The sequence below is a fragment of the Pseudomonas sp. S2_B10 genome, from assembly GCF_054668425.1.
This window is the reverse complement of the sequence record NZ_CP162768.1, coordinates 5,195,810-5,221,861: the sequence shown is the minus strand read 5'-3', so window position 1 is coordinate 5,221,861 and position 26,052 is coordinate 5,195,810. Positions and strand designations below refer to the sequence as shown.

The following is a 26,052-nucleotide window of genomic DNA, read 5'->3' as shown; positions in this document are numbered from 1 at the left end:
CATGCAAACCACCCTCAGCGAGCAATCGCGAAAATTGCCCCGGGCTGGCGAAGCGGAAAAGATCCTGCGCACCTGCGTGCATTGCGGTTTCTGCAACGCGACGTGCCCGACCTATCAATTGCTCGGCGATGAACTCGATGGCCCGCGCGGGCGCATTTATCTGATCAAGCAAGTGCTGGAAGGCGCACCGGCCACCGAGCAGACGCAACTGCATCTGGATCGTTGCCTGTCGTGCCGCAACTGCGAAACCACCTGCCCGTCCGGCGTCGATTATCACAACCTGCTCGACATTGGCCGCGCGGTAGTCGACAGCGCGGTGCCGCGCCCTGCCGCTCAGCGCTTGCTGCGCGAAGGCTTGCGTGCGTTGGCGCCCAATCCCGGTTTGTTCAAAGGCTTGCTGCGCATGGGCGCGACCTTTCGACCGCTGCTGCCGCGCCTGCTGGAAAGCAAACTGCCGCAACACTTGGGTGTTATGGGGTCGCGCCCCGCTCCTCGGCATGCGCGCCGGGTGTTGTTGCTCGAAGGCTGCGTGCAACCGGGTCTGTCGCCGAACACCAATGACGCGACCGCGCGGGTGCTCGATCGTCTGGGCATCAGCGTCACTCCGGTGAGCGAGGCGGGTTGCTGCGGCGCGCTCGACTATCACCTCGACGCCCAGGCCAAAGGTCTTGACCGCGCTCGACAGAACATCGACGCCTGGTGGCCGCACTTGCAGAATGGCGCCGAAGCCATCGTGCAAACGACCAGCGGTTGTGGCGCGTTCATCAAGGATTATGGGCATTTGCTTGCGGACGACCCGATCTACGCCTCGAAAGCACGGCGGATCAGCGAAATGACTCGGGATCTGGTGCAAATCATCGCCGAGGAACCGCTGGAGCAAGTGTGCGCCGCCAGCGAACGACGCATCGCCGTGCATTGCCCGTGCACTTTGCAGCACGCACTGAAACTCGGCGGCGCCGTGGAAGCCGTGCTGACCCGACTCGGCTTCAACCTCACACCAGTGCCGGACGGCCATTTGTGCTGCGGCTCGGCGGGCACCTACTCGCTGACCCAACCGGTGCTGGCGCGGCAACTGCGTGACCATCGACTCAACGCCCTGGAAAGCGGCCGACCGGAGTTGATCGTCACTTCCAATGTGGGCTGTCAGAGCCATCTGGCGAGCGCCGGGCGCACGCCGGTCAGACACTGGATCGAGCTGGTGGATCAGTCGTTGGCAGAATGAAGTTCGTAGGATTCTTCGTTTGCCCGCGTGGGCGAAGGCTGCGATCTTTTCCGGCATCCATTTCGTCACCGTGGCAGGAATTTTTTTCATGACCGTGCAGCCGTTCGTCAACCCCGACCTGATCCGCCAACGCTTCTCCCGAGCGATGTCCGACATGTACCGCGAAGAGGTGCCGCTGTACGGTGCGCTGATGGAACTGGTGGAAAAAACCAACCGCGAAGTGCTGGCAGGTCAGCCAGACATCGCCGGGCAACTCAAGCGCACCGGCGAAATCGATCGGTTGGACATGGAGCGCCACGGCGCTATCCGCGTCGGCACCGCGAGCGAACTGGCCACCCTCGCCCGCCTGTTCGCGGTGATGGGTATGCAACCGGTGGGTTATTACGACCTGACCCCAGCGGGTGTGCCGGTGCATTCAACGGCGTTTCGCGCGGTGCATGAAGAAGCGCTGCAGGTCAGCCCGTTTCGCGTGTTTACCTCGTTGCTGCGCCTGGAGCTGATTGAAGACGCTGAATTGCGTTCGTTTGCCGAGTCGGTACTGGCCCGTCGTTCGATTTTTACTGAAGAGGCGTTGCGCCTGATTGAACAGGCGGAAACGGCTGGCGGACTGAATGACGACGAAGCCGCAGAATTCGTCCGACAGGCCCTGGAGACTTTTCGCTGGCACCACAGCGCCACCGTCAGCGCCGCGCAGTACCAGAAACTCAGCGCCCAGCACCGCTTGATCGCCGATGTCGTTGCGTTCAAAGGCCCGCATATCAATCACCTGACCCCGCGCACGCTGGACATCGACACCGTTCAGCAACAGATGCCCGCCCATGGCATTACACCAAAAGCGGTGATCGAAGGCCCACCGCGCCGCAACTGCCCAATCCTGCTGCGCCAGACCAGCTTCAAAGCGCTGGACGAGCCGATCGCCTTCACCGATCAGCCCGAAACCCGTGGCAGCCACAGCGCGCGCTTCGGCGAAATCGAACAACGCGGCGCCGCCCTCACGCCGAAGGGTCGCGCGTTGTATGACCGCTTGTTGAATGCCGCTCGCGATGAATTGGGCGACTTCCCTAACGAAGCCAATGCCGCACGCTACGACGCGCTGATGACTCAGCACTTTGCGGAATTTCCTGACAGCATCGAGGGCATGCGCGAACAGGGGCTGGCGTACTTTCGTTTTTTCGCTACGGAAAAGGGCCTCGCGGCGCACGGACTTGGCGAATCGTCCCTGGAGGATTTATTGCGCGATGGCTACGTGAAAGCGGAGCCACTGGTGTACGAAGATTTCCTGCCGGTGAGCGCAGCGGGGATTTTTCAGTCGAACCTGGGGGATGCCGCACAGGCGCATTACGGCGAACACTCCAATCGACAGGCTTTCGAACAGGCGCTGGGGCGTTCGGCCATCGATGAGTTGGGGTTGTATGCCGGGACGCAACGGCGGTCGATTGAGGAGTGTTTGACCCGACTCGCGCGTTAAAACATCAAAAGATCGCAGCCTACGGCAGCTCCTACAGTGGAAATGCATTCCAAATGTAGGAGCTGCCGCAGGCTGCGATCTTTTGATCTGAAGCTATGAGGCAATCTTTGCCTCCATAGCAATCTTTGCCTCCATAAAGGCATCTGGCCATTATGCGCAAGAAGTTGCGCAGTAGCCCGTAATATTTCACGGCCTAAATCCTCTGCAGCGCAAGCAGTGCAAGCCCTGCAGCCAAGTGCGCAAGAAGTTGCGCAGTACTGCGCAACTTCTTGCGCACTTTCTCCCGACTGGCCCGCTGAAAATCGCCCCGAATGATCACCGACTACCGTGGCGCCCCCGCCATCCGGGCACCGCGCAAAACCTGGCACGCTCCTTGATAACTCTCAGCCACCCACCGGGCGATTTCGCCTCCGGGCACCCTAACTTTATCCGCAAGGAGAGCACCCCATGGCAACACCAGCGTACATGTCGGTTACCGGCGAAAAACAAGGCCTGATCACTGCCGGCGCTTTCACCGCCGACTCCGTTGGCAACACCTACCAGGAAGGCCACGAAGACCAGGTCATGGTTCAGGCTTTCACCCACGACGTGATCATCCCGCGTGACCCGCAATCCGGTCAGCCAACCGGTCAGCGCGTACACAAGCCAGTTGTGATCACCAAGGTCTACGACAAAGCTTCGCCACTGCTGCAAGCAGCACTGACTTCCGGCGAGCGCATGAGCGAAATCGTTATCCAGTGGTACCGCACTTCGGCTCAAGGCACCCAAGAGCACTACTACACCACCAAACTGGAAGACGCGATCATCGTCGCCATCAACAACAAAATGCACAACTGCCAGGATCCAGGCAACGCGCACTTCACCCACCTGGAAGAAGTGCAGTTCACCTACCGCAAAATCACCTGGACCCACGAAGTATCCGGTACTTCGGGTTCCGATGACTGGCGTGCTCCAGTCGTTTAATTACGGCTGACCGTTACACGCATCGGCCAGCTCTGCTGGTCGATGTTGTTTACGCCCCTCCAGAATTTCGCGTACGTTGAGCCGCTTTTTTGCGGCCGTCGACGAGCGCCGCTGTACAGCACGAGGAACAAGGGATGTTCGCGCCGGCCAATGAAACCCACTTTGCCCTGACCATCGAAGGGCTTTCCGCCGACTTTCAGGTGTTTACCCTCACCGGCCGGGAAGCCATCAGCCAGCCTTTTGTCTTTGAGGTGGAGCTGGTCAGTGAGCAGCCGTCGCTGGACCTCGAAACCCTGCTGCACAAACCGGCCTTTCTGCAGCTGTCGCCTGACGGCAGCGGCATCCATGGCCAGATCTACCGCGCCGCGCAAGGCGATTCCGGCAAGCGTCTGACCCGATATTCGGTGACGCTGCGCCCACAACTGGCGTACCTGGCGCACCGCATCAACCAGCGCATCTTCCAGAACCTCAGCGTGCCGAAAATCATCGGCCAAGTGCTGGAAGAGCACGGTATTCAAGGCAACGCCTACGAATTCAAGACCGGCTCGATCTATCCCGAGCGCATCTACTGCGTGCAATACGACGAGTCGGATCTGCACTTCATCCAGCGCCTGTGCGAGGAAGAAGGCATTCACTTCCACTTCCAGCACAGCGCCAACGCGCACAAGCTCGTTTTCGGCGACGACCAGACGGTGTTCCCGAAACTGGCCCCTGTGCCTTATCAGCAAGACTCCGGCATGGTCGCCAGCAACCCGGTGATCAAGCGCTTCGACCTGCGCCTGGAAACCCGCACCAGCCGCACCACCCGCCGCGACTACGACTTCGAAAAACCGCGCCTGACCCTGGAAAGCGAAAACCGTGGCGACGCCCTGCCCGACCTCGAAGACTACGATTACCCGGGCCGCTTCATCGACCGCGAGCGCGGCAAGCACCTAGCCAAACGCGCCCTCGAACGCCATCGCAGCGACTTCCAATTGGCCGAAGGCAAGAGTGATCAGCCACTGCTGGTCAGCGGCCATTTCCTCGCCCTGACCGAACACCCGAAAGCCAAATGGAACGACCTGTGGCTGCTCACCGAAGTGCTGCACGAAGGCAAACAGCCGCAAGTCCTCGAAGAGTCGGTGACCAGTGACACCACCGCACTCAAAGACGATTTCCACCAGGGCTACCGCAACCGCTTCCAGGCCACGCCATGGGACGTACCCAACCGCCCGCCGCTGCGCCACCCGAAACCGCGCATCCTCGGCAGCCAGAGCGCCGTGGTCACCGGCCCCAAAGGTGAAGAAATCCACTGCGACGAGTACGGCCGGGTCAAAGTCCAGTTTCACTGGGACCGCGAAGGCCAGGCCGACGACAAGACCAGTTGCTGGCTGCGCGTCTCCTCCGCCTGGGCAGGCGCCCAGTACGGCGGCATCGCCATCCCGCGCATTGGCATGGAAGTGCTCGTCACGTTCCTTGAAGGCGACCCCGATCAACCGCTGATCAGCGGCTGCCTGTACCACAAGGAAAACACCGTCCCCTATCCACTGCCGGCAAACAAGACCCGCAGCACCTTCAAGACCCTGAGTTCCATGGGCGGTGGCGGCTACAACGAACTGCGCATCGAAGACAAAAAAGGCCAGGAACAAATCTACCTGCACGCCCAGCGCGACTGGGACGAAAACATCGAGCACGACCAGAAAATCCGCGTCGGCAACGAACGCCACGACACCGTCGAGCAAAACAGCTACAGCGAATTCAAGGCCGAAGAACACCACACCGTCTACGCCGACCGCAAAGTCGAAACCCGCGCCAACGACCACCTCACCGTCGGCGTCAACCAGCACATCAAGATCGGCACCGGCCAGTTCATCGACGCCGGCCAGGAAATCCACCTGAGCAGCGGCATGAAAGTGGTCATGGAGGCTGGTGCGGAACTCACGCTGGTGGGCGGTGGCAGTTTTATCAAGATCGATGCTGGCGGCGTGACTATGAGCGGGCCGGTGATCAACATGAATTCTGGTGGTAGTCCGGGCAGTGGGACTGGTGCTGCGCCGTTGATGCCGGGGCCGTTGAAGCAAGCGGATACGGATAAAGCCGGGCAGTTGCTGGTGCCAGCGCAGAGGCAGGCGTTGATGCAGAAGAAGCCGATTTGTGCGGTGTGCGAAGCCGCCAAACAGGCTGCGCATAGGGAGCTTCAGTAAATGATCGAGCTACCGCCACTTCCGATTGATCTGCCATGGGAAACCCCAGCTTATCTGCTGCTGGATGGCGTCAGTGTTCCCCATCTCGCGCAGCAATTGTTTCAATGGGATAACCAAGCCTACAGCCTGTATCAGTCCACTCGCTGGCAGGAGTTGTCAGATATTTCGCCCTATCTGATCGAGCTTAAAGGTGCCAGCGATCCGCTCTTGGCGTACTTCAGAGAACATGCGGCTGAGGAGTGGGGTTATCTGCTGTTCAGCGACGCAGATGCGCATTCGTTGTGGGGCCATTGGCGTCACTTGCTGAGCGTGAAGCACCCGAGTGGCATAGAAGTCATGCCCCGTATTGCCGACCCTGCGGTCATGCACCAGCTGTTTGCATTGGCAGAAAAAAAGGGCAGCGCGAAATGGTTCGGACCGGTCAGACATGTCTGCCTGCCGGACGGAGTTGGCATCAACTGGCATCAACACATTTGCCACCGACCCGCTATAGCCGAACCCGAGACCTATCGTTTGACGGATGAAGAACTCACTGCGTTGGGCGAAGTAGAATTTCGTAACTTCATATCTGATCTAAATGAGCATTTGCATACGTACTTTGCGGACTTCATGGCGACTTTTGCATCTGAAGATCGTCGGCCCTATGCGCAAGCACTCGCGGAAGATGCCTATCAAAAGGGTTTCGCTTCTGAACAGGAAATCACCCTCTATGCGAACGTTTTCGGCTATCTCGCTGGTGAGCCGGTCACTGATCATCCCGACATCGTTCAGCTACTCGCGCAATCGACGTCTGAAGCACCACTGAAACGCGTTGAGCGCGCTGCAGAACTGGCCGAACGCCGTGCCGCCGATCGACAAGGAAGCCAATCGTGACCACTCAACAACCGCCTAAACCCAGCGCCAACACCGCCGCAATGGCCAAGCCGGCGAAAGACACCCGAGTGCCGATGGGTGTGTGCCCGTTGATGAACAAGAAAGTGCAACTGCTACCTCTGCGCTATGGCCTGGTCCAACATCTCGATCCAGCTGCCGAGGTGTCCATGCCGTACAAAACCAAAAGCCAGCCGCTGGGCATTCGTTTGCTGCGCGATGGGTATCTGTACATCATCAATGGCACCACCGGTTACTTGCACGAATACCGGATCGAGAAAGGCCAGATCACCAAGCTGCTGTGGAACAGTCAGGAAGTATCGGCCGACACTCGGACCAGTTCAGTCGGGGAACCGCATCTGATTTTCACTCGATCTCACACGCTTTACGCCAGTTATTCCGAGATTCAGTGGACAGCTTTCAAATGCTCGCAAGTGCTCAACTCCAAGGATGAGCGCAAACGCTTGATGCAGCAGCTCGAGTTGACAAGCGCCTGCCCGGAAAAGGGTGGCGAGCATTTGCTGAGTAAGCAGCAGGCGGAGAGCTGGCTGGCCGAGGTCAAGGAAGATCAGTCTCGATCCGATGCCAAACCAGAGGGTTCGAATCAGCAGGAAAGCGTGGCCTATCACTGGGAGGATCAGCCACTCTTCAAGCAAACCACCATTGAAAGTCTGACCAGTAACGTGCAAGGCCCGTACAAGAACGACTACCTGTTTCTGGTGCTACGAGACGACATTGGCGTGATGCGTGATCTGGCCAGTGCGCAGTTGAAAGTGGCTGACTGGATTGAACAATGGAGTGCTGATGAACGATGCCAGGCTCAATACCTTACTGGCTCTTACATACAGTCGCTCTACGACGTCAATGGGCCCCGACTTGACGCTCTGAGCAAAACAGACCCTGATATCAAGTCGTTGAAAGACGACACCAACGAAGAGCAGCAGAACAAGATTTATGAGTATCTGAAGGTTCGCCGGGATAACAGAGATCCGGGGATCTATGGAGACGAAGCGCACTGGCGAAAAATGGCTGAAAAGGATCCTTATGCCCGTGCGTACATGGACATGACGGATTCGCTGGGCAATCCGTTATACCGTAAACATCAAGACACCTTGAATAAACTGAGCCTGCAAAGCTGGTACGCATTGCATGGCAAGGAGCTCGGTCAGCGTGGCGTCGATGACTTGGTTAACCGACCGGAGATGGAGGCATTTCTCCTCAAACAGCAAATACTGCTGAGCCACTGGCACGGACGGTTGAAGAACATTCGTGATGATCGCCTGACGATGTTTACCAGTGGCTACTTCCACGGAGCCGCCTGGTACTACGATTTCAAGCTCGATGCGCAAATCAAGCATCGTCTGGAGACTGAATTCGTCTGTGTCGCCGCGATGTGTGCTGACCCGAAGGCCGTCGCGAAACTTGAGGCTTACATGGAAGCCAATCTGCTGACCGTCGTACCTGGGCTGGACACGCTGACTCTGGCCGCACAAGTCGACGTAGCAAAAAAACTCGCGGACTTGAGCAGTTTCTCGATCAACGTGATCTCCGCCAAGGAAAACCTGGCCAACGTCAACGTCCTGACCAATCAGTTCCACAGTTTGATGACCGAGCGCCTGCCCAACTACGCCAAACTGAACACTCAGTTCATGGGCATGCAAAGCTTGCTGGACGAGGCCTATAACCCAGCTCGACAGATGAAAATTGCCGATCAGTTGGACAAAGCTCACGTAGCCTTCGCGCGTGCACAAACCGTCGATCCCAACAGCTACATTCGCGAAATCGGAGCGCCTGCGCGTTTACAGTTACTGCGAGAGTTTTCCCGGCAAGGGCTGACATTGCGTGCAGCGTCTGCCGCCGAAATCAACGCCTTCAACCTTGCCCGAGATCAGGCGTTGGACCTGCGCGGCCAGTTGAAGGAAACCTACAAGCTGCGCAATCGCGAATTGTCCCGGCAAACCACCGGCTCCGCCATGCCGGGCAGTGAAACGCAGTACAACCAACGGATTGCCCAAATCAAAAATTCGCTGTTACCTTTGGAACAGAGGCTCTGCGATGCGTTGACTGTAGGCGGAGACAGCCCGGCAAAAATCGGCACGGTGATCGAAGGTCTGGATCCGCAATTGCGGGCAGAGATGGGCCGGACCGTACGAGACTTCCGGGCTACAGGGACATTCAATAAGCCGCTCGCAGGGGTCATGAGGTCGAAGGGGGATGGGATCGCGTTTGCGTTGTTTGTGATTCAGGGGCAGAAGTTTATTGAAGCGATAAGTTCAATGAGTAAAAAAGATGTTCCGTCGCTATCTGACTGGTGGAACCTATTTGAGTCACTCGTAGGTTTTTCGGCTGCTGGTTTTGCTACGGTACAAGGCTTGGCGGTAACAATATTTCAAGCTCATTTATCGGAAATGGTTAGTGCTACAGGCAAGGTCAATACCCTTAGCCGCTTGGGCCGATGGACGGGCGTCGCTGGTGTAGGCGCTTTCAGTTTCGGCGCGATTTCCGCCTCTATTGACTTGGGCAAGCACTCCATTCAATGGGGCAAGGCCTTGGCTAAAGGCGATTACAAAGAATTAGGAGCTACAACCCTCCAAATCAGTGGTGACTCAATACTAGTAGGTACAAATACATGGGCTGCCACGCGTACAAGTTCAATCGTTGTTAACATTATGAAAAGCCCGACTGAACTCCGTGCTTTAGCTTGGGCAGAGGCGAGTCCAAGAATTATGGCGATTGGCGCACGCGCCAACTTGATTGGTCTGATCGCGACTGCTTTGCAACTGGTGGGCGAGGGTTTATACAACTATTTCAATCTGGACGACTTGCAAAGATGGATGGAGTCCAGCGTCTGGGGAAATAAAACTAAGAATCGCAGCATGCAGGACGAATGGAACGAACTGGCAAAGGTCGTGCAAAAACCTACTTGTGAAATGATTCGTGATGCCAAGCAGACCTATCTGAAGCTTATAATTCCAGGCGTTAGCACGCAGGAAATGGATACTCGAAAATTGCAATTGAAAGCGTACCAGCAATATCGCGATGTTCCAAAGAAAGGGGGTTACGCGCCTGGCCCATTTCCCTTGAGATGGCGGGAGTGCACGACAACTTGGATTAGTCGATTAGTCGTAGCCAGTAAAGGCAGCGAAGCGTTGACAATTCATTTGCCGATCAGTGACTCATTGCAGACCACAGATTTTTCCTTGGCATTGACCATCGCTTATCAATTGGAAGCTGAACGTGACGTAATGCACGAAACCTGCTTTGTGCTCCGTGACCTGCATATTATTAGCTCACCTTATAGGCGCGATCCAACGCGCGGTGTCTTTAAGCTTGATTCTGCTGACTCGTTGCCGATTGGCACAAGTAAATCCCAATTCATATTGTTCAAAAAAGAAGATTTGGGGACCATCGATGCTTAAAAGCCTTTTCAAACGCGGCGCTAAATTCACTACTTCTGAAGCCGCAGCGGACATCCGTAGCGAGAGGCCAAGGGCTGGAGAAGTCCGCGCCCGTGGAATGAATGAAACTTTGTTTCTATCGCCATTACCGGTCTATACAGGACAAACTCAATCCTCTCGCCGGAATTTTTCAGGGATGAACGAAGTATTCCTGGAACTCGGTGGAAGTAATTGGGGAATGGTTGAACAAGGAAAAATACTTGCCGCTGGAATTTGGATGGCATTGACGACAGCATTCATTGCTCCGGTGCTTATCTGTGCTTGGCTCGCACTTTTCAGCCCTCACGGAATAGATCGAAGGTTCGTCGACCTAATTGGTGACTCGTTACTGGTTTTTGCTAGTGGCTCTCTACTGTTTATTCTCCCTCTTGGTGCGTACTTATACGGAATGCTCTCCGGCGTCTTTAAAGCAGCAAAAACCTACCCCGTCCGCTTCAACCGCCAACGCCGCGAAGTCTGCTACGTCGACAGCAAAACCCGCCGCGTCCTCATCGTGCCTTGGGAAAGCGTAGTCGCCTGGGTCTCCAACACTCAGGGCGTCACCAGTTATGGCGCTACTCGCCAGTACACGTTCGGCATGGGTCTGGAGGATGAGGAGCAGGACAAAGTGCAATTCCTCCTGCTACCACAACCCAGCGATGCACATGCTTTAGGGATGTGGACGTCAATTCGTAATTACATGGAAGACGGTCAGTTGGTAGATGCTCCAAACCCGATGCTCAAGGCACTGGGTTTGACTCCATCCGGTGATCGGCTCAAACCGTACGAAGGCCTACACACTTTTGAAATCGAACGCGAAGACGCACGCGCGATGGGGTCGCTGGACGAGGGTGGCGACGAACTGACGCCCGAGCAGCGCGAGCATTACGGTTACTCGAAAAAATCCCATTGGCCACTGCGCCGCTGGTACATGTGGCGCGTGCTGAGCTTCTGGAAGATGCCTTACATGCTAGCCGAATGGGCGCATCGCAAAGGGCGGCCTACCCTTCCGGAACAAGTGCAAACATGGTCTGAGCCGTTGCCACCAGAGCAATGGGCCAAGCCCAGCGCTGCATTGGTGAAAACCAATCAAATGGTCAAGACTGCCATGGACAAAAAAGGCGCCACGTTCGTCGAAGCGTGCAAAGCGGCGGGTTTGCATGGATGAAATGTGAGCAACCAAGGTCGTCTATTTCTTTGAGTTTTTAACATCTGTTAAAACGTAAAGCCGATTTGTTTCGGTTTATCCGACGCCATAAGTCGGAAATTTCGAGTCTGAAATCCCCATGAATATCCGTCAGATAACGCTTGCCAATCGATGGACCGCAACCTTTCAAAACATCGGCGAGTTTCGCATGGGCGTCGAGGGCTGGGGCTTGCTTCTACAGGGTCCGAATAACCAGACGATCAAATACTTCGCAGACCAGATTGTTCTAGCGAACGACGAGGACGGCAACCAAGCCAACACCTGCATCCTGCTCTCGGTCGATGGTGTTTACGGCTGTTTGCATACGGCCGTAGACGGCGACTGGGTGATCGATTTTGCACGAGGGATGATTGCCCCTCATCGAGTAACGATTCGCCACCATCACGACGCTTACGACGAAAGCCTCGCACTATACGAACAGCCGGCCTTCAAACGTGCGCGCCAGTACATCAGTGTTGTTGGAAAACACATCTACCTGACTTTTCCGCTAACCAGAGATGAGGATTTTCCCAAGGTATGGGACGAATACCTGGCAATCCGCAAGCGCCAACTGGATGAGCTTTACTTCTCAACCTGATGAACGCATGGCTACATCCGGTAAGCATCCCAACCGTTTTACGTCCTCACACTTCTCCAGTGTCCCCCCCTCCCAAATTAAGCTTCACCTAAGCTTCCCCCGCTAGCATCCCGGCTCATCAACCTGTCGTCTTGAGCCGTGATGAGTCCCTCCGACATGAAAGCCTTCGATCTGCCTACCCAGCCGCATCCCAACTTCAGTCTGGTTCTGGTCAATTACAAAACCCCGGACATTACCCGCATGTGTCTGGAGCTGTTGCGCGAGCATGTTCAGGCGCAGGGCATTCCAGTGTGGGTGGTGGACAACGATTCGGCGGATGCCAGCCTCGATTATTTGCGTTCGCTGGACTGGATCAATCTGATCGAGCGGCCGTCGCCCGGTAAGGAAATGGGGCATATTGCTCATGGCAAGGCGCTGGATCTGGCCTTGGCGAAAGTTGAGACCGATTATTTGTTTCTGCTGCACACCGATACCTTTGTCTACGACATGGAAGTGTTCGCGATGATGATGCGCGAATGCACGAAAAGTGCGGACATGGCGGCGGTGGGTTGTGTTGAGCAACTTGATCGTGGGTGGCTGCGAGATACCTGGCGGTTAACTTCGCGATTCTGCAAACATCATGTTCGTCGGCTCAAAGTTCATTTCGGGCTGCATTCGAAACCACCACGCCCGTATAAAGAAACCCATTTGAAAAGTTTCTGCACGCTGTGGAATGCACGTTTGATGAAGTCGCTCGGACTGCACTTCTGCATGGATGAGGAGGTGCCTGGTTACACGCTTCAGGATCGAATGGTCGGGTTGGGCTATGGCGTCAGGTTTCTCTCGCCGCGGAAGATCTTCCGCTACCTTGATCACATCCAGGCCGGCACCGTCGCGGCGGCAGGCACGTATGGCAAGGATCATCGCCGTACAAAAATGTACCAGCAGACACTCAAGCGCTTGCAGGGGCAGCATGGCAAAACCGGTATGCAAGCTTCGACTTGATCGAAAACAATAAAAAAGGGCGACTGCAAAGTCGCCATTTTTGTTTGCAGATTCTGTATACAACTTCCGCTAGCAGTGGAGTTCGCCCAGTGTTACGGCCTGGCAATCCTTGCACCGGTAAAGAGCCCTGACACTGGGCGAACGCCGAGGATTTTAATTCAAACAAGTGGACCTGTCGTCATGGCCAAACATGAAATTTTTGCACTGAAAAGTTAAAAACTGTGTTTTGCCGATTTATCCCGGGAATTGTCTTACAAAAAACTTTATATGATTGCTCTCATACATAAAGTTGTACAAGAGCAATAAACTTGTAGAGTGAATACTCAACTATCGTGCTGACTGGTCACTTTCAGGATATCGGTATAAGTGACAATAACGCTCTGCCCTACTTTCAGATCTTTCAACTTGGCCTGAATCTCCGGCTTCTTCACATCGAGCGTCTTCGATTGTCCGGACGGATTTTCCAGGGTGACCTGATTGGTCTTCAAATCAATTTTGCTGATTTTCAGCTGCACCTGAACCTGACGATAGGCCTCGCCGCCCGGGTTATCGCTGCCCGGGGCCTTGCGCAGTTCGCCGGTACGTTCGGTGGTGCCTGGCAGACCTTTATCCACGTCTGTATCGAGATAAGCGGCGACAGATCGCTGCACCTCGATCTTCACCAGGTCCCCTACTTTGAGATTGGCAAGATTTTTCGCTTTGTCGCTGAGCTGAACGTGGACCTGACGTCCCTCGGGGCCTTCCAGCACGACCTGGTGATTGGCCGGGTCGACGGCGAGCACTTTGGTGGTAACGGAATCGGCCTCAACGACGGCGGATAACGGAATGTCGGCAGCCAGAGCGCCGAAACTCGTGACAGAAAGCAGCGTTGCGAGAGTGATGGCCTTGGCCAGAGCGTCGAGCTTCATATGCATTACTTTCCCTGTGATGAAATGGCGACGCCCGCCACCGAAACGACTTCAGCAGCAGGCGTGCCAGTGAGCATAGACGCTGTTCAGGGCTTGACTTGGGTTTTTGGCCCACGGGTATGTGGCTTGGCAGTCTCTTGGGCGGTGGATTCGCCACTGGGCGTGCCTTTGCCGCTGTCCTGTCGCTGCTTGGGATCGGTCGGGCGCAAGGCATCATTGTCGCGCTCGGTTTCACCGGCCGGGCGTGGTTCGTCGGGGTTGTCGTTCTGGTTGTTGGTGGTATTCATGGCAGGAGTCCTCAGGCTTCGGGATCTTCAAGTTCGCGGGCGACGTTGACCTCGGGTGACTGCTTGTGCAGATCGTCGGCTTTGGCGCGCATCAACTGCCATTGCTCAAGATCGATTGCGCCTTGGCCGAGCAGGTCATCGGCGATGCGTTGCAGATCGAGGTAGTGAGCGTCAGGGGAGTTCTGCCAGTAGGCTTGATCGTCGAACAGGCGCTGCCAGGTGTCGAGGTCTGGGGGTTGCAGGTCGTCGCTCATGGGTGAGTCCGAAAATGGCGGGTTTCTGGGTAGAGCGGAGAGCGCTGGCGAGAGTTCCAGTCAGTTAACTCAGCGGTCACAGCGCTGACGCTTTCGCGAGCAGGCTCGCTCCCACAGGGAAGAAAGCGGTGCCGCCGTTAATACCCGGTCATTTCCAGATAGCCTTGGCCAGGATGGCTGCCATCAATCTTCACCGGCCCTTCCCAGTACGGGATACGCAAATCCATCCACGCATTGCGGTTGATCGCGTCAACGCTGATATCGAGTTTCTTGTCAGGAATGCGGATCGACCATTTCACCGGCATCGGTCGATCGGCAACCTTTGCCGTGTCCTGCGGCACAAGGCTGATCTGCTCGCTGCGCAACGTCTGAATCTGCCCGTCAGCGGCGATCCAGGTGCCGGTCAGATAAGGCGCGCCGGTCTTCTGCCGCATGCGATAAAGCATCACGTGTTCGCCGCTGTCCAGATGCAGCGAGAACCAGTCCCAGCCAGTTTGATTGGCGGTGAGTGGCTGACTGCTCCACTCGCGATCGAGCCACGCCGGGCCGCTGACGGTGTAGGTCTGGCCGTCGATCTGCAGCGTGCCGCTGGCCTGGAAAAATGGCTGGCTGTAGTAATACGACGCCTGGCCTTCTTCGGATTTCTGGCTGAAACCCTGGTCGCCTTGCAGCACCAGCGGTCGGCTGGAGGTAAGGCGCAGTTGATAAGCGAAATTCTTGTCACGAGCACTGAGTTGCATGTCGCGCAACGGATCCTGCGCCTGACTGGCAAACATCCAGTCATCGATCCACGCCTCGAACGGCGCCAGGCGCACGCCGGCCTGGCCTACTCCGCCCCGGGCGTAGCGCTCGGCGGCATGATGCACCGAGCGCGAAGTGACTGCCGCATGGCCCAGCCAGATCGTTTGGTTGCCCCAACCGGCCTGCTCGGCGACGGGTTTCAGGGCGCTGCGAAACAGCGTCCATTGCACGCCGAAATCATTGCCCTGCTGATCCTTGAGGTTGGCGGTGACGTACCACCACTCAATGCGAAAACCATCATGCGCGCCATGATCGGCCGGAAAGCTGAATATCCGACCGGGCACCACCGGGGTGAAGGATTGCGCCTGATCGCCCATGCCGGCAAAACCCTTTTCCTCGGGTGCAGGCTGATCGCAGCCAGCGAGCAGCAGCGCAATCATCAGCACGAGCCATTTAGTCCTCATGGGCAAATGTCCTCAGCAAGTCCGCCGGTTGTGTGCGGTACAGCGAATACAGCGGCCATGCCGAAGCCAGTAAAGTCGCGAGCAAGGCCAGGCCCATCAGTTGCAGCAACTGCAACGGGAACACCCGCAACGGCAGGCGCCAGCCGAATGCCTGCACGTTGATCACCGCATCCAGGCACCACGCCAGGGCGATGCCCAACGGCAGCGCCAACAGCAACGTCAATACGGCAAGCAGCCAGGTCTGACCGAGGTTGAGCAGCATCAATTGTTTGCGTGTAACGCCCAGCGCCCACAGCGGTGCGAGCTGACTGAGGCGACTCTGGCTCTGAGTGAGCAGACTGATGAACAGCGCCACACCCGCCACGGCCAGGGTCAGGCTGTTCAAAGCTGCTGTCGCAGCAAATGTGCGTTCAAAGACTTGGACCGACCAGCCCTTGAGCCGCGCCTGATCGACGATGCGGTTGTCATCTAGCGCAAAACGCGTCTGCAAGGCGTTGAGCAGCGCCGGAATCTGCGCTGGGTCGATACGCAGATTGAAGCGGTTCGGCGTGAGTTGCGGCCAGCCGCGCAGCAGGTGCTCACTGCTGATCAGCACGTGCCCCTTCGGATTGCCGTAGTCGGCGTAGATGCCGACGATGCGCGGCGACCATGTGCCGTTCGGCGTGGGAATGTTCAGATGCTCGCCCGGCTTCACTTTCAGGCGTCGCGCCAGTTGTTCGCTGAGCATCACCGCATCGTCCGTGGCCAGTTTGCCCCACGGATCGCTGCCACTGCTGTCGAGCAACGGCCAATGCTGGCGATAGTACGAGTGGTCGATGATGCCGTAGACATCGGCCGGCCAGCCTTGCAGCGTCACCGAAACCTGCCAGTTGGGCAGCACAGCGGTCACGTCGGGCTGCTGCTTGAGCCAACTGTGCATCTCGCGGGCCTGCGCCGGATTGGCCGGGTTGATGTACAACTCGGCGCTCAGGCGTTGTTCGAGCCAGTCGTTGAAGGTCTGGCGAAAACCGGCGGTCATGCTACCGGCGCCGATATTGGCGGCGAGCGCCAACAGCAGCGCCATCAGCGCCAGACTCAGGGCTGGCAGTTGCTGGCGGCAGTCGGCGAGAAACCACTGGCCGAGCACCGAACGACTGCGCCCGAGCAACGGGTTCAACAACGCGCTGAGCAACACCGGCAAGGCCAGAGCGGCACCGAGCAACAGCCCGGCCATGAGCACGAAACCGCTGCTCAGGCTGTCGCCCCAGATCAGCGCCGCCAGCGCAATTGTCAGCAGCGCTGTCGCCAGCCAACCCTGTCGGCGCAACCAGCGCGAATACTGTTGATGCCACGCCTGCGGATCGGCCACCGCCAGCAATGGCAGGCGCGCCGCCCGCAGCAGACTGTTGGCCCCGGCCAGCAACGCGCCGAGCAGGCTCAGCCCTATGCCGCTGAACCACCACCAGGGACTCAAACGCAACTGCCCCGCCACTTCCGCGCCATATAAACCGCGCAGGCTGGCGGCGACGTCCGGCAGCAGCACGCTGGCCAGCCAATAGCCGCTGATCACACCGAACAATCCGCCGATCAGCGCCAGCACACCCAGTTCAACCACCAGACATGCGATCAGCATTCGTGCACTGACGCCACAGGCGCGCAAGGTGCGCAGCAAACCTCGGCGCTGTTCCAGAGCGAGGCCGATGGCGGCGTGGACGATGAACAGGCCGACCAGAAATGACAAAAATCCAAGGGCATCGAGATTGAGGTGAAAGCTCTCGGTCAGCCGCGCGAGATTGTTTTCTTCGCCGCTGCTCTTGAGCTGCAAGCGATCGGTGAAACTCGCTGGTAATTCTTGATGAAAGTCCTTGGGCAGCAGCAATCGCGACAATTGCTCGGATTGGTCGAGCAGTCTTTGTGCTGCGCCGATGTCGACCAGCAACAACCCCGGCGCCATGTCCTTCTGCGCGAACAGCGGCGGCAGGGTTTGGCCGTTCACGGTTTGCGGTGTATCGCCTTCGCGCAAGCCGAGCATTTGCATCGTGTCCGGAGAAATCCAGGTGCTGCCCGGCGGGCTGAAAAATTCGACGATGCGCTCGATCGGCATCGCCTGCCCGGCCACTGCCGAATCCGTCGGCAGCGACACCGGCTCGATGCCCATCACCTGAATCCGCTGGTCTTCGTGACCCTTGAGCGTCAGCCGGCCCTGCAACACCGGCGACACCGGCCAGCCCTGACGGCGCAATTCGATAAACCAGCGCTGTGGAAACAGCGACCCATTCGGCGTGCTGAGGCTGGCCTGCGGTTCGCCGCCGATCATCTGGCTGGCCCGCGCGTAGCTGTCACGTGCCTGACTGTTCAGCGCCTCGACGCCAGTGAGCAGACTGGTGGCCAGCCACAACCCGGTCAGCACGCTGAAAAACTGCACGGGATGGCGCCGCCAGTGGCTGAGCAGCGCGCGCAGGGTTTGCCGCCAGATCATCAGGCGACCCGCCCGTTCGACAACACCACACGCTGGGCCAATCGCGCCGCGACGCGCTGACTGTGGGTGACCATCAGCAGGGTCGTCGGCGTGTCATCGAGCAATTCCAGCAACAGCCGCAGCACTTCATCGCTGGTCGCTTCATCGAGGCTGCCGGTGGGTTCATCGGCCAACAGCAATTTCGGCTGCGAAGCCAATGCTCGGCCCAAAGCGACTCGTTGCTGCTGACCGCCGGAGAGTTGCTCGGGATACCGCGAGAGCAGATCGCCCAGACCCAGACGCTGCACCAGATGCGCTTGCCAGCGCGGCTCATGGCGCCCGGCCAGGCGCGCCTGAAAGGCCAGATTGTCTTCCACGCGCAGACTGCCGATCAGGTTGAACTGCTGAAACACCAGACCGATTTCCGTACGTCGCCAGTTGGCCAGTTGCGCTTCGCTCATGGCTTCCAGACGATGTTCACCGCTGCGGATGCTGCCGCTGTCGACCTTGTCCAGCCCCGCCACCAGATGCAGCAGCGTGCTTTTGCCACTGCCCGATTCGCCCATCAGCGCCAGGCTGCCACCGGCTTCCAGCGTCAGGTCGACGCCTTGCAGCACCGGCAACAATCCCTGTGGCGTGGCATAGCTTTTGAAAACGTCGCGAACCTCAAGCATGGGCAAACCCGATCAGTGAACCTGGGCCTAGGATAGCGGCCCTGAATGGTTTTTGTCCGCTGATGATCATCGTCAACCCAGCGCCGCGCCCTAAGCTGCTGGCTGTTCGGCCATAACGATAAAAAAACCGGAGACACCCATGCCCCGTTTCATCCTGAGCCCGCGTGGCCTGCTGACCTGCCTGATCACCACTTGCCTGAGCCAGCCGTTGCTCGCTGCTGACGGTCCGGTGGCGCCGAGCGTGCAAACCGCCGCAAGCAACGCTGCCGTGCTGCAAACCCTGCCTTTCAGCGACCGCACCGATTTCGAATCCGTCAGCAAAGGCCTGATCGCACCGTTCAAGGGCCAGATCAAGGATGCCGCCGGCAAAGTCATCTGGAACGTCAATGCCTATGATTTCCTCGCCAAAGACAAGGCGCCGGAATCGGTCAATCCGAGCCTGTGGCGACTGGCACAGCTCAATGCCCACGCCGGTCTGTTCGAGGTCAGCCCCAAGCTGTATCAGGTACGCGGTCTCGACCTGGCCAACATGACCATCATCGAAGGTGACGACGGGCTGATCATCATCGATCCGCTGACCATGGCCGAAACCGCCAGGACGGCGCTGGATCTGTACTACGCACATCGCCCGCGCAAACCGGTCGTCGCAGTGATCTACAGCCACACTCATGTCGATCATTTCGGCGGCGTGCGCGGGGTGATCGACGAGGCCGATGTCAAGTCCGGCAAGGTCAAGGTCTACGCGCCGGTCGGCTTCATGGAACACGTGATGAGCGAGAACGTCATGGCCGGCAATGCCATGAGCCGCCGCGCGCAGTACCAGTTCGGCAGCCTGTTGCCGCGCAGTGAAAAAGGTCAGGTCGATGCTGGCCTCGGCAAGAGCGCGCCCAGCGGTGGCACGGTCACACTGATCGCGCCTACCGATCTGATTGCCGAGCCGTTGGAAACCCGCACCATCGCTGGCCTGCAAGTCGAATTCCAGCTGACCCCGGGCACCGAAGCGCCAGCGGAAATGAACCTTTATCTACCGCAGCTGAAAGCCTTGTGCATGGCCGAAAACGCCACGCAGATGATGCACAACATCCTCACCCCGCGCGGTGCGCAGGTGCGTGACGCCAAAGCCTGGTCGCAATATCTCGATGACAGCCTGGCGCGCTATGGTGACAAGGCCGACGTGCTGTTCGCCCAACACAACTGGCCGACCTGGGGTGGCGAGCGGATTCGTACTTTGCTCGCCGATCAGCGCGACATGTACGCGTTCATCAACGACCGCACCCTGCACTTGCTCAACCAGGGCCTGACGCCGCTGGAAATTGCCGAAGCAATCAAGAAACTGCCCGGCTCGCTCGATCAGAAGTGGTACACCCGTGGCTATTACGGCTCGCTGAGTTTCAATACGCGCGCGGTGTATCAGCGCTACATGGGTTTCTACGACGGCAACCCGGCCAATCTCAATCCGCTGCCCCCGGTCGATGCGGCTAAACGCTCGGTCGAGGCCATGGGCGGTGCCGCGTCGGTGCTGGAGAAAATGCGCAGTGCGATGGCCAGCGCTGACTACCGATGGGCCGCGCAGTTGGGCAACCAGTTGCTGTTCGCCGATCCGGACAACGCGGATGCCCGCAACGCTCAAGCCGAGACGCTGGAGCAGTTGGGTTATCAAAGCGAGAACGCCACCTGGCGCAACATGTACCTGACCGGTGCGATGGAACTGCGCAACGGCGTACCACCGCAGTCTGCCAATACCGTATCGGTGGACATGGTCCGGGCGATGAGTCCGGAAATGTTCTTCGACTACCTCGCGGTACGCCTGGACAGCGACAAAGCCGTGGCCCATGACCTGACGCTGAACTGGACGTTCGACGATGTGCAAAGGGATTTCACCCTGACCCTGCGCAATGGCGTGCTGACTCATCGCGCCGGCTTGAATCCGGCGGCGGATGCGAGCGTCAGCCTGAGCCGCGATACGCTGGAGAAGATCAGCCTGAAGCAATTGGACTTCCCGACGGCGATGCAAAAAGGGCTGGTGAAGTTGCAGGGCAATGGTCAGAAATTCGGATTATTGATGGGCAGCCTGGATACGTTCGGGCCGCAGTTCAATATCGTCACGCCGTAAGTCAAAAGCCCCTCACCCTAGCCCTCTCCCAAAGGGAGAGGGGACTGACCGTGTTGGATGTACGAGATACGCCGAGGTGGGATACCGAGTAGAACTCAGATTCCGAACGCCATGAAGATCGGCTCCCTTTCCCCCTCGCCCCCTTGGGGGAGAGGGGGGAAATCTTGCTGGCACCCTCAATAACGATCAATCACCTCAATCCTGCTTTCAACAAACCTGCCCCGGATTCAACCGGAACTGCTTCGGCGTAATCCCGAACTGTTTGCGAAACGCGCGGATAAAGTTGCTCGGCTGGCGATAACCCAGCCGCTCAGCGATCCGCTCGATCGGTTGATCACCCGCCGTCAGCCAGTGCCGCGCCATCGTCAGATTGTCCTCACGCGCAGGCGCACAAGTTGCAGCGTGCAAGTGGCGCAGCATGCTCTGGTGCAGAAACGGGTTGGCGCCCAGCAAGGCCTGATCGAGCCTGGAGCGCGGCAAGGTCAGGCACAGATGCTCGCCTTGCTCCACCGCGATACCCACTCCACGCAGCCAGCCACCGGCCATTTGCTCCGGGCGCAGGCTGACACTCACAAACAAATCTCCAGGCGCCCCGCCGAGTCGACGGGCAATGTTGCGCACCAGCGTTATCGCCGCCGCATCCAGAGCGAAATGATGGAGCTGCCCCCGCAGCGAACGCAGGCGCAAACGAGCCACGTCGCCTGCCTCGACCAACTCCACCGCAACGTAATTGATCACCCTTGGCAAGCAGTCAATGAAGCACTTCAGACTGGCCCGCAAGGTCGCGGCCGAGTCGAGCAGAATATTCAGTCCTTGCAGGCAATCGGTCGCCATCCCGTCGGACAGTTCGCAGCCAAACGTCGGCGCTACCCCGGCCCATTCACACTCACGCCACAACCGTTCAACCGCTTGTGCGGCGATCAATTGATGCTGTCCGGCAAGCACAGACGGGCAGATCCCCACGCGCGTCATCAAGCGTTGCGGGCACAGCCCGGACTGGCGAGCATGCGCGAGAATCGTGCGGGTGAACGCGCTGGAGGCGAACAGAGGCTGAGACATGAAGGCGGCCATCGAAGAACAGGCGTGTACTTATGCCAGCGGACGTGCTATCGATCCAATGCATTAAAAGTATTCACAAAATGCAGGAGACGCATGATGGATCTTCGCCAGCTTCGCCACTTGGTCGCCCTCGCTGATTACCGCAACTTCGGTCGCGCCGCCGAGGCGATCAACCTCAGCCAACCAGCGTTCAGCCGCAGCATCCAGACTCTGGAGCGTGACCTTGACTGCGACCTGGTCGAGCGCAGCAGCCGTGAGTTTCGCCTGACCGGGCAAGGCCAACTGGTGCTGCAACATGCGCGGCGCCTGCTCGCTGGCAGTCAGGCGCTGCACAACGAATTGACGCAATACAACGGTCTCACCGGCGGCGAACTGCAATTCGGTTGCGGTCCGTATCCGGCGCAAGTGCTGGTGCCGGAAGCGCTGGCCGACTTCATTGATGCGCATCCGGCGATTCGCACGCGGTTTCATCAGGGCGACTGGCAGCAATTGACGCTGTGGTTGCGCGAGCAGCAGATCGAGTTTTTCGTCGCCGATGCGCGGCACTTTGTCAGCGATCCGCAGTATCAGGTGCATCTGCTGCGCACGCGGCCGGGACGGTTTTTCTGTCGCGCCGGCCATCCGCTCCTCGCGCAACGAGACCTGCGATTGCGCGCCCTGCTCGATTACCCGATCGTCGGCACGCGCATTCCACCGATGATCCGCAAGGTGCTCGCCGATATCCTCGGTGAGCAGGACTTCACCCCAAGCGTCGAGTGCGCACAATTTGACGCGATCCAGCGCGTAGTGCTGCGTTCAGACGCGGTGGGGCTCGCCACGCTTGAGGCCTTGCGTGAACAACTTGATCGAGGCCTGATCGAGCTGCTCGACTTTGTCGACGTCCCCCATGACGAGCCGGCGCTGCAACTGGGTTATGGCATCGTCAGCCGCGCCGGTTTTACCCTGACGCCAGCAGCGCGGGCGATGATCAAGGCGATCCTCAGCGTCGATCAGCGTTTGCTGGCGGCTAACGGAGCTACGGGAGACGCGCGCACAACATGAGCAAAATCGATCCGCAGCCCGTCAACGCTTTTTACGCGCCGACCCTGCTGCCGGCCATTGAAGAATTGCTCGCGCGCGGCGTTACCCAAGGCGCAATCGAAGCGCAGCTGCGCCGCAGCCTGTTCGATCTGCGCACGCCGTTCACGCGCATGCCGCTGCTGATGTCACGGCGCTTCTGGGCGTTTGCCGTGGAACAGAGCGGGGATCCCCTGATCGGTCTGGCGGCGGGTGAACGTTTCGTTTCGACGGCCACCAACGGGCTGACCTATCTGTTCGATGTCGCCGTGTCGCTGGAACGTGCCTGTGCGTTTTTCGCCGAGTACTTTGCGTTTTTCAACGGACATTTCCGTGTGCAAATCCTGCGTGAAGATGACGGCGTAACACTGCGTCTGGTCGACGACGGCAGTCTTGGTGCTCCGGCGGCGCTGACCGATTACATCCTTGTCAGCCTGTGCAGCCTGGTACGACGCAAATTGCTCGCCAGCGGCGTGAATCGTGATCCGGTGCTAGGTGTGGCACTGGCATCGGCAAGCCGCGAGCAGCATCAATCGGCATTGCGCGCGCCGGTGAGCGCAGAGCAATCATGCGCGGCGATTCATCTGGATCCGCAGCTGTTCGTAATGCCGTTGACACCGGGCAATCCGGCATTGGAAACAACGCTTGTCGATCTGCTGGAACAGACCCGACGTCTCAGTGAATCGACCTTGCTCGGACAGCTCAGCGATTATCTGATCGAAGATCTGGCGACAGCGGATTGGCAGCAGTTCTGTGTTACACAGCATTTGCTTGAGCGCACGGCGGCAAGGCGTTTGAAGGCGTTGGGCTGGACTTTCAGCGAACTGCTTGATGAGCATCGCCGCTATCGTGCCGAGGACCTGCTGCAATCCGGGGCGCTGGAGCTGGTCGACGTGGCGGATCGCTTGGGTTACAGCGATGTGCAGGGATTCAACCGGGCTTTCGCGCGCTGGCTGGGGTGCGCGCCTGGGGAGTATCGGGCGCGGTGGCTGAAGCTTTGAATTGGCTGGTGTCAGTGCTGGCCCCATCGCTGGCAAGCCAGCTCCCACAGAGGCCAGTGCTGACACAGGATTTGTGAACAACCTCGAACCCTGTGGGAGCTGGCTTGCCAGCGAAGAGGCCCGCCCGAGCAACTCAAAACTCATTGCCCCGCAGCCACACTCGCCGGTGCCCGCTCAGGCGTAACGATGCTGCCCAGATCGATATTCTTCCACTCAGGCTTGGCCCCCAAGCGCGCATTGAAGCGGTAGTTGAAAGTGAACTCATCCGCCGTCGGCACGCTCAGCGGTTTGCCATACACCGCTTCGATTGCGCCCAAGTCGTAGCCCATCACCTGCAACAGTGTCGGGAAGATGTTGTAGTGGCTGGAGCGGTCCTTGTTTGCTGGCAGATTCGCCGCCCAGTCCGGCGTCTGCAATCCACGGCCCTGAATCACCACCAGCGGCACCAGCCCCTCCTCTTCCACCGGGTCGCCGCCGCAGTGGGTATTCAAGCCCGGGTTGCCGCGCTCATGCAGATCCTGGCCATGATCGGAGGTGTAGATCAGCAGCGCATTGTCCAGATTGGCCTGGGCAAACACCCGGGCGAAGAACTCGCCGACGTTCCACAACAGCGTGTTCTTGTAGGCGTTGCGATACAGCACCCAGTCATCCGGCTGGCCGTTGAAACCGGTGCGTTCGCCAGTATCGGCGACTTCAGTGAACTGCCCGCGCGGCAGCGTTGGCCGGTAGGCCATGAACGCGTCCGGGTATTTGTCATGCACCGGAAAATGCGCGCCGACCTTGTTGATCACGATCAGCTCGGGGCGATCGTCATTGAGCAATTCGATCAGCTTCGCCGCTGCCGCCATATCGCGGTCGCGCACGCTGGTCTGGTCGAATTGCACGAAACTGTCGATGTCGTTTTTCTCGGCGGCGGTCATCAGGTTCTGCAGGTTGCCGGCCGTGCGTTGGGCGTCGATGTAGACCGTGCCGAGCCCGGCCTTCTTCGCGTACTGCCAGATCGACGGCAACGTGCTGTTGATGCGCCTGTAATCGGCGCGGGTGCCGCCGTAGCGCAAGGTGACGTTGGTGTCGGCGCTGCAGTTGGCAATGGACGCGGCATAACCGAAGTTGAAGACATCGACCCCGGCCGGCGCTTGCTTGAGGTTGCTGTGCACGCCGAACGGCGCGTTGATGTCGAGGTAATTGCCGGAAATGCTTTCGTCGATGATCAGCACGATATCGTGGCCGACGGCAGGCGTGGCGCGCGCAAGCGTCACCGATTCACGCGGGCCGACGGTGTCATGCAACGCTTCGTAAGCAAACAGGTTGAGGTAGGCCAGCGGCGTGTACATGATCGGCAGACCACGTGCGCCCTCACCCGCTCGTAGAAACAACAATCCGCTGAGCATCAATACGCCGACGAGGGGCGCCGCGACCCGCAACGTGTTGGGTATGAACAGCGCATGACGCGGCTTGAGCCCGATGCCGAACAACAGCAGCAAGCCACTGAGCAGCGCGCGCAGGATCGCGTCGCGGTACTGATAGGCCGCTTCCTGAATGAAGCCGCCGGAGTACACCAGCGAGACAAAATCGCTGTACCTCAGGTAATCCGCCGTGACCCGGGTATAGACATCGAAAAAAACCGCCGCAACAAACAGCGTTAATGCGAACGCATGTCGAACAAGAGCCTGACGTATATAGGCAGTTAGATATAACGCGAAAGTAAGCGCCAAAAACATCGCGCCAAAAACAAGTACATTAAAACCCCACCCGATAGCATTTAACCGGTCCAGATAGTAGTCGGAAAAGAGCAATAAGTAGGCAACTAAAAGCAGTTCCTTGGCGTATTTGAACATGGCGATACCGGCCGTCCGAAATGGGAGGTTGTCAAAGCTTTGTCGGTCAGAACCTGACACTAGCACCCGGCCATCAAAGCGCAAGAAATGACTGATAGCCGGGTAAAGCGTCAAAAAAACGGTGACTCAAATCTGACACACCGGCGGGGATGAAAGCCTTTAATTTCGGGGACTTAGACCGTCTGTCGGTTAAATTGAATCTGAACAAATCTGCAAAGAAAGAACAAATTCAATCGCAGCAATGACTTGATGGCCAATCGCCAAAAACGCCTCAAGTGTTATACCCGTGCAACATGTCATTTTGCTGAC

The 26,052-nt window shown here is 58.3% G+C and carries 20 protein-coding genes; 12 read left to right on the top strand and 8 right to left on the bottom strand.

The window, feature by feature from the left end:
- Nucleotide 1: 1 nt before the first annotated feature.
- From glcF to AB4O45_RS23240, 9 genes are all read left to right on the top strand, one after another.
- Nucleotides 2-1,222 (top strand): glycolate oxidase subunit GlcF, encoded by a 1,221-nt coding sequence (gene glcF, locus AB4O45_RS23280; protein WP_256811176.1) that lies wholly within the window; start codon nt 2-4, stop codon nt 1,220-1,222.
- Between the two features lie 88 nt (nt 1,223-1,310).
- Entirely contained in the window at nt 1,311-2,690 is a 1,380-nt protein-coding gene (gene hglS / locus AB4O45_RS23275; RefSeq protein ID WP_460160607.1) for a 2-oxoadipate dioxygenase/decarboxylase HglS, read from the top strand.
- A 447-nt stretch (nt 2,691-3,137) separates the two neighbouring features.
- A complete protein-coding gene (locus AB4O45_RS23270) occupies nt 3,138-3,653 on the top strand; it encodes an Hcp family type VI secretion system effector (protein WP_007949952.1) in 516 nt (171 codons plus the stop codon).
- 134 nt (nt 3,654-3,787) lie between these two features.
- Nucleotides 3,788-5,836 carry a type VI secretion system Vgr family protein gene (locus AB4O45_RS23265; RefSeq protein ID WP_460160606.1) on the top strand — a complete coding sequence of 683 codons (2,049 nt, stop codon included), beginning with the start codon at nt 3,788-3,790 and terminating at the stop codon, nt 5,834-5,836.
- Complete coding sequence (locus AB4O45_RS23260; protein WP_460160605.1) at nt 5,837-6,709, top strand: DUF4123 domain-containing protein; 873 nt, start codon at nt 5,837-5,839, stop codon at nt 6,707-6,709.
- Nucleotides 6,706-10,125 (top strand): toxin VasX, encoded by a 3,420-nt coding sequence (locus AB4O45_RS23255; protein ID WP_460160604.1) that lies wholly within the window; start codon nt 6,706-6,708, stop codon nt 10,123-10,125. Before AB4O45_RS23260 ends, AB4O45_RS23255 begins: the two co-directional genes overlap by 4 nt.
- A 175-nt stretch (nt 10,126-10,300) precedes the next feature.
- The gene (locus AB4O45_RS23250) at nt 10,301-11,311 is read left to right on the top strand and encodes a DUF6708 domain-containing protein (RefSeq protein ID WP_353187890.1); all 1,011 of its coding nucleotides are present in this window, start codon (nt 10,301-10,303) and stop codon (nt 11,309-11,311) included.
- A 118-nt stretch (nt 11,312-11,429) separates the two neighbouring features.
- A complete protein-coding gene (locus tag AB4O45_RS23245) occupies nt 11,430-11,927 on the top strand; it encodes a hypothetical protein (protein ID WP_353187889.1) in 498 nt (165 codons plus the stop codon).
- Nucleotides 11,928-12,083: 156 nt separating this feature from the next.
- On the top strand, nt 12,084-12,911 hold the full coding sequence (locus AB4O45_RS23240) for a glycosyltransferase family 2 protein (protein ID WP_256811179.1): 828 nt from the start codon (nt 12,084-12,086) through the stop codon (nt 12,909-12,911).
- Between the two features lie 323 nt (nt 12,912-13,234).
- On the opposite strand, the gene AB4O45_RS23235 is transcribed toward AB4O45_RS23240, so the two are convergent.
- The 6 genes from AB4O45_RS23235 to AB4O45_RS23210 all read right to left on the bottom strand — a co-directional run bounded on the left by AB4O45_RS23235 (nt 13,235) and on the right by AB4O45_RS23210 (nt 18,676).
- On the bottom strand, nt 13,235-13,819 hold the full coding sequence (locus tag AB4O45_RS23235; RefSeq protein ID WP_460160603.1) for a hypothetical protein: 585 nt from the start codon (nt 13,817-13,819) through the stop codon (nt 13,235-13,237).
- Nucleotides 13,820-13,905: 86 nt separating this feature from the next.
- Nucleotides 13,906-14,106, bottom strand: a complete 201-nt coding sequence (locus AB4O45_RS23230) for a hypothetical protein (protein ID WP_460160602.1) — start codon at nt 14,104-14,106, stop codon at nt 13,906-13,908.
- 11 nt (nt 14,107-14,117) lie between these two features.
- Nucleotides 14,118-14,360: a hypothetical protein gene (locus tag AB4O45_RS23225; protein ID WP_056784562.1), complete on the bottom strand. Its 243-nt coding sequence runs from the start codon at nt 14,358-14,360 to the stop codon at nt 14,118-14,120.
- Nucleotides 14,361-14,497: 137 nt separating this feature from the next.
- Nucleotides 14,498-15,565 carry a lipocalin-like domain-containing protein gene (locus tag AB4O45_RS23220; RefSeq protein WP_150741574.1) on the bottom strand — a complete coding sequence of 356 codons (1,068 nt, stop codon included), beginning with the start codon at nt 15,563-15,565 and terminating at the stop codon, nt 14,498-14,500.
- Nucleotides 15,555-18,023, bottom strand: coding sequence for an ABC transporter permease (locus AB4O45_RS23215; protein ID WP_460160601.1), 2,469 nt, complete (start codon nt 18,021-18,023; stop codon nt 15,555-15,557). Before AB4O45_RS23215 ends, AB4O45_RS23220 begins: the two co-directional genes overlap by 11 nt.
- On the bottom strand, nt 18,023-18,676 hold the full coding sequence (locus AB4O45_RS23210; protein WP_016774109.1) for an ABC transporter ATP-binding protein: 654 nt from the start codon (nt 18,674-18,676) through the stop codon (nt 18,023-18,025). Before AB4O45_RS23210 ends, AB4O45_RS23215 begins: the two co-directional genes overlap by 1 nt.
- 139 nt (nt 18,677-18,815) lie before the next feature.
- Here AB4O45_RS23210 and AB4O45_RS23205 point away from each other — a divergent pair, with 139 nt between their 5' ends.
- Nucleotides 18,816-20,789: an alkyl/aryl-sulfatase gene (locus AB4O45_RS23205; RefSeq protein ID WP_460160600.1), complete on the top strand. Its 1,974-nt coding sequence runs from the start codon at nt 18,816-18,818 to the stop codon at nt 20,787-20,789.
- A 207-nt stretch (nt 20,790-20,996) separates the two neighbouring features.
- Here the strand turns inward: AB4O45_RS23205 and AB4O45_RS23200 are convergent, their stop codons facing one another.
- Entirely contained in the window at nt 20,997-21,848 is an 852-nt protein-coding gene (locus AB4O45_RS23200; protein ID WP_460160599.1) for a helix-turn-helix domain-containing protein, read from the bottom strand.
- A 96-nt stretch (nt 21,849-21,944) separates the two neighbouring features.
- On the opposite strand from AB4O45_RS23200, the gene AB4O45_RS23195 reads away from it, so the two are divergent.
- Nucleotides 21,945-22,889, top strand: a complete 945-nt coding sequence (locus AB4O45_RS23195) for a LysR family transcriptional regulator (protein ID WP_460160598.1) — start codon at nt 21,945-21,947, stop codon at nt 22,887-22,889.
- Nucleotides 22,886-23,905, top strand: coding sequence for a helix-turn-helix transcriptional regulator (locus tag AB4O45_RS23190; RefSeq protein WP_460160597.1), 1,020 nt, complete (start codon nt 22,886-22,888; stop codon nt 23,903-23,905). The genes AB4O45_RS23195 and AB4O45_RS23190 overlap by 4 nt, the downstream gene beginning before the upstream one ends.
- A gap of 140 nt (nt 23,906-24,045) precedes the next feature.
- Here the strand turns inward: AB4O45_RS23190 and AB4O45_RS23185 are convergent, their stop codons facing one another.
- On the bottom strand, nt 24,046-25,743 hold the full coding sequence (locus AB4O45_RS23185; RefSeq protein WP_460160596.1) for a sulfatase-like hydrolase/transferase: 1,698 nt from the start codon (nt 25,741-25,743) through the stop codon (nt 24,046-24,048).
- Nucleotides 25,744-26,052 lie beyond the last annotated feature (309 nt).

What these genes read in the sequence shown, in the direction of transcription:
- AB4O45_RS23250 (WP_353187890.1), top strand. Translation starts at nt 10,301, where the DNA reads ATGAACGAAGTATTCCTGGAACTCGGTGGAAGTAATTGGGGAATGGTT.
- AB4O45_RS23225 (WP_056784562.1), bottom strand. Translation starts at nt 14,360, where the DNA reads ATGAGCGACGACCTGCAACCCCCAGACCTCGACACCTGGCAGCGCCTG.
- AB4O45_RS23220 (WP_150741574.1), bottom strand. Translation starts at nt 15,565, where the DNA reads ATGAGGACTAAATGGCTCGTGCTGATGATTGCGCTGCTGCTCGCTGGC.
- AB4O45_RS23195 (WP_460160598.1), top strand. Translation starts at nt 21,945, where the DNA reads ATGGATCTTCGCCAGCTTCGCCACTTGGTCGCCCTCGCTGATTACCGC.
- AB4O45_RS23235 (WP_460160603.1), bottom strand. Translation starts at nt 13,819, where the DNA reads ATGAAGCTCGACGCTCTGGCCAAGGCCATCACTCTCGCAACGCTGCTT.
- AB4O45_RS23200 (WP_460160599.1), bottom strand. Translation starts at nt 21,848, where the DNA reads ATGTCTCAGCCTCTGTTCGCCTCCAGCGCGTTCACCCGCACGATTCTC.
- AB4O45_RS23230 (WP_460160602.1), bottom strand. Translation starts at nt 14,106, where the DNA reads ATGAATACCACCAACAACCAGAACGACAACCCCGACGAACCACGCCCG.
- AB4O45_RS23270 (WP_007949952.1), top strand. Translation starts at nt 3,138, where the DNA reads ATGGCAACACCAGCGTACATGTCGGTTACCGGCGAAAAACAAGGCCTG.
- glcF (WP_256811176.1), top strand. Translation starts at nt 2, where the DNA reads ATGCAAACCACCCTCAGCGAGCAATCGCGAAAATTGCCCCGGGCTGGC.
- hglS (WP_460160607.1), top strand. Translation starts at nt 1,311, where the DNA reads ATGACCGTGCAGCCGTTCGTCAACCCCGACCTGATCCGCCAACGCTTC.
- AB4O45_RS23185 (WP_460160596.1), bottom strand. Translation starts at nt 25,743, where the DNA reads ATGTTCAAATACGCCAAGGAACTGCTTTTAGTTGCCTACTTATTGCTC.
- AB4O45_RS23210 (WP_016774109.1), bottom strand. Translation starts at nt 18,676, where the DNA reads ATGCTTGAGGTTCGCGACGTTTTCAAAAGCTATGCCACGCCACAGGGA.
- AB4O45_RS23245 (WP_353187889.1), top strand. Translation starts at nt 11,430, where the DNA reads ATGAATATCCGTCAGATAACGCTTGCCAATCGATGGACCGCAACCTTT.
- AB4O45_RS23190 (WP_460160597.1), top strand. Translation starts at nt 22,886, where the DNA reads ATGAGCAAAATCGATCCGCAGCCCGTCAACGCTTTTTACGCGCCGACC.
- AB4O45_RS23205 (WP_460160600.1), top strand. Translation starts at nt 18,816, where the DNA reads ATGCCCCGTTTCATCCTGAGCCCGCGTGGCCTGCTGACCTGCCTGATC.
- AB4O45_RS23240 (WP_256811179.1), top strand. Translation starts at nt 12,084, where the DNA reads ATGAAAGCCTTCGATCTGCCTACCCAGCCGCATCCCAACTTCAGTCTG.
- AB4O45_RS23260 (WP_460160605.1), top strand. Translation starts at nt 5,837, where the DNA reads ATGATCGAGCTACCGCCACTTCCGATTGATCTGCCATGGGAAACCCCA.
- AB4O45_RS23265 (WP_460160606.1), top strand. Translation starts at nt 3,788, where the DNA reads ATGTTCGCGCCGGCCAATGAAACCCACTTTGCCCTGACCATCGAAGGG.
- AB4O45_RS23215 (WP_460160601.1), bottom strand. Translation starts at nt 18,023, where the DNA reads ATGATCTGGCGGCAAACCCTGCGCGCGCTGCTCAGCCACTGGCGGCGC.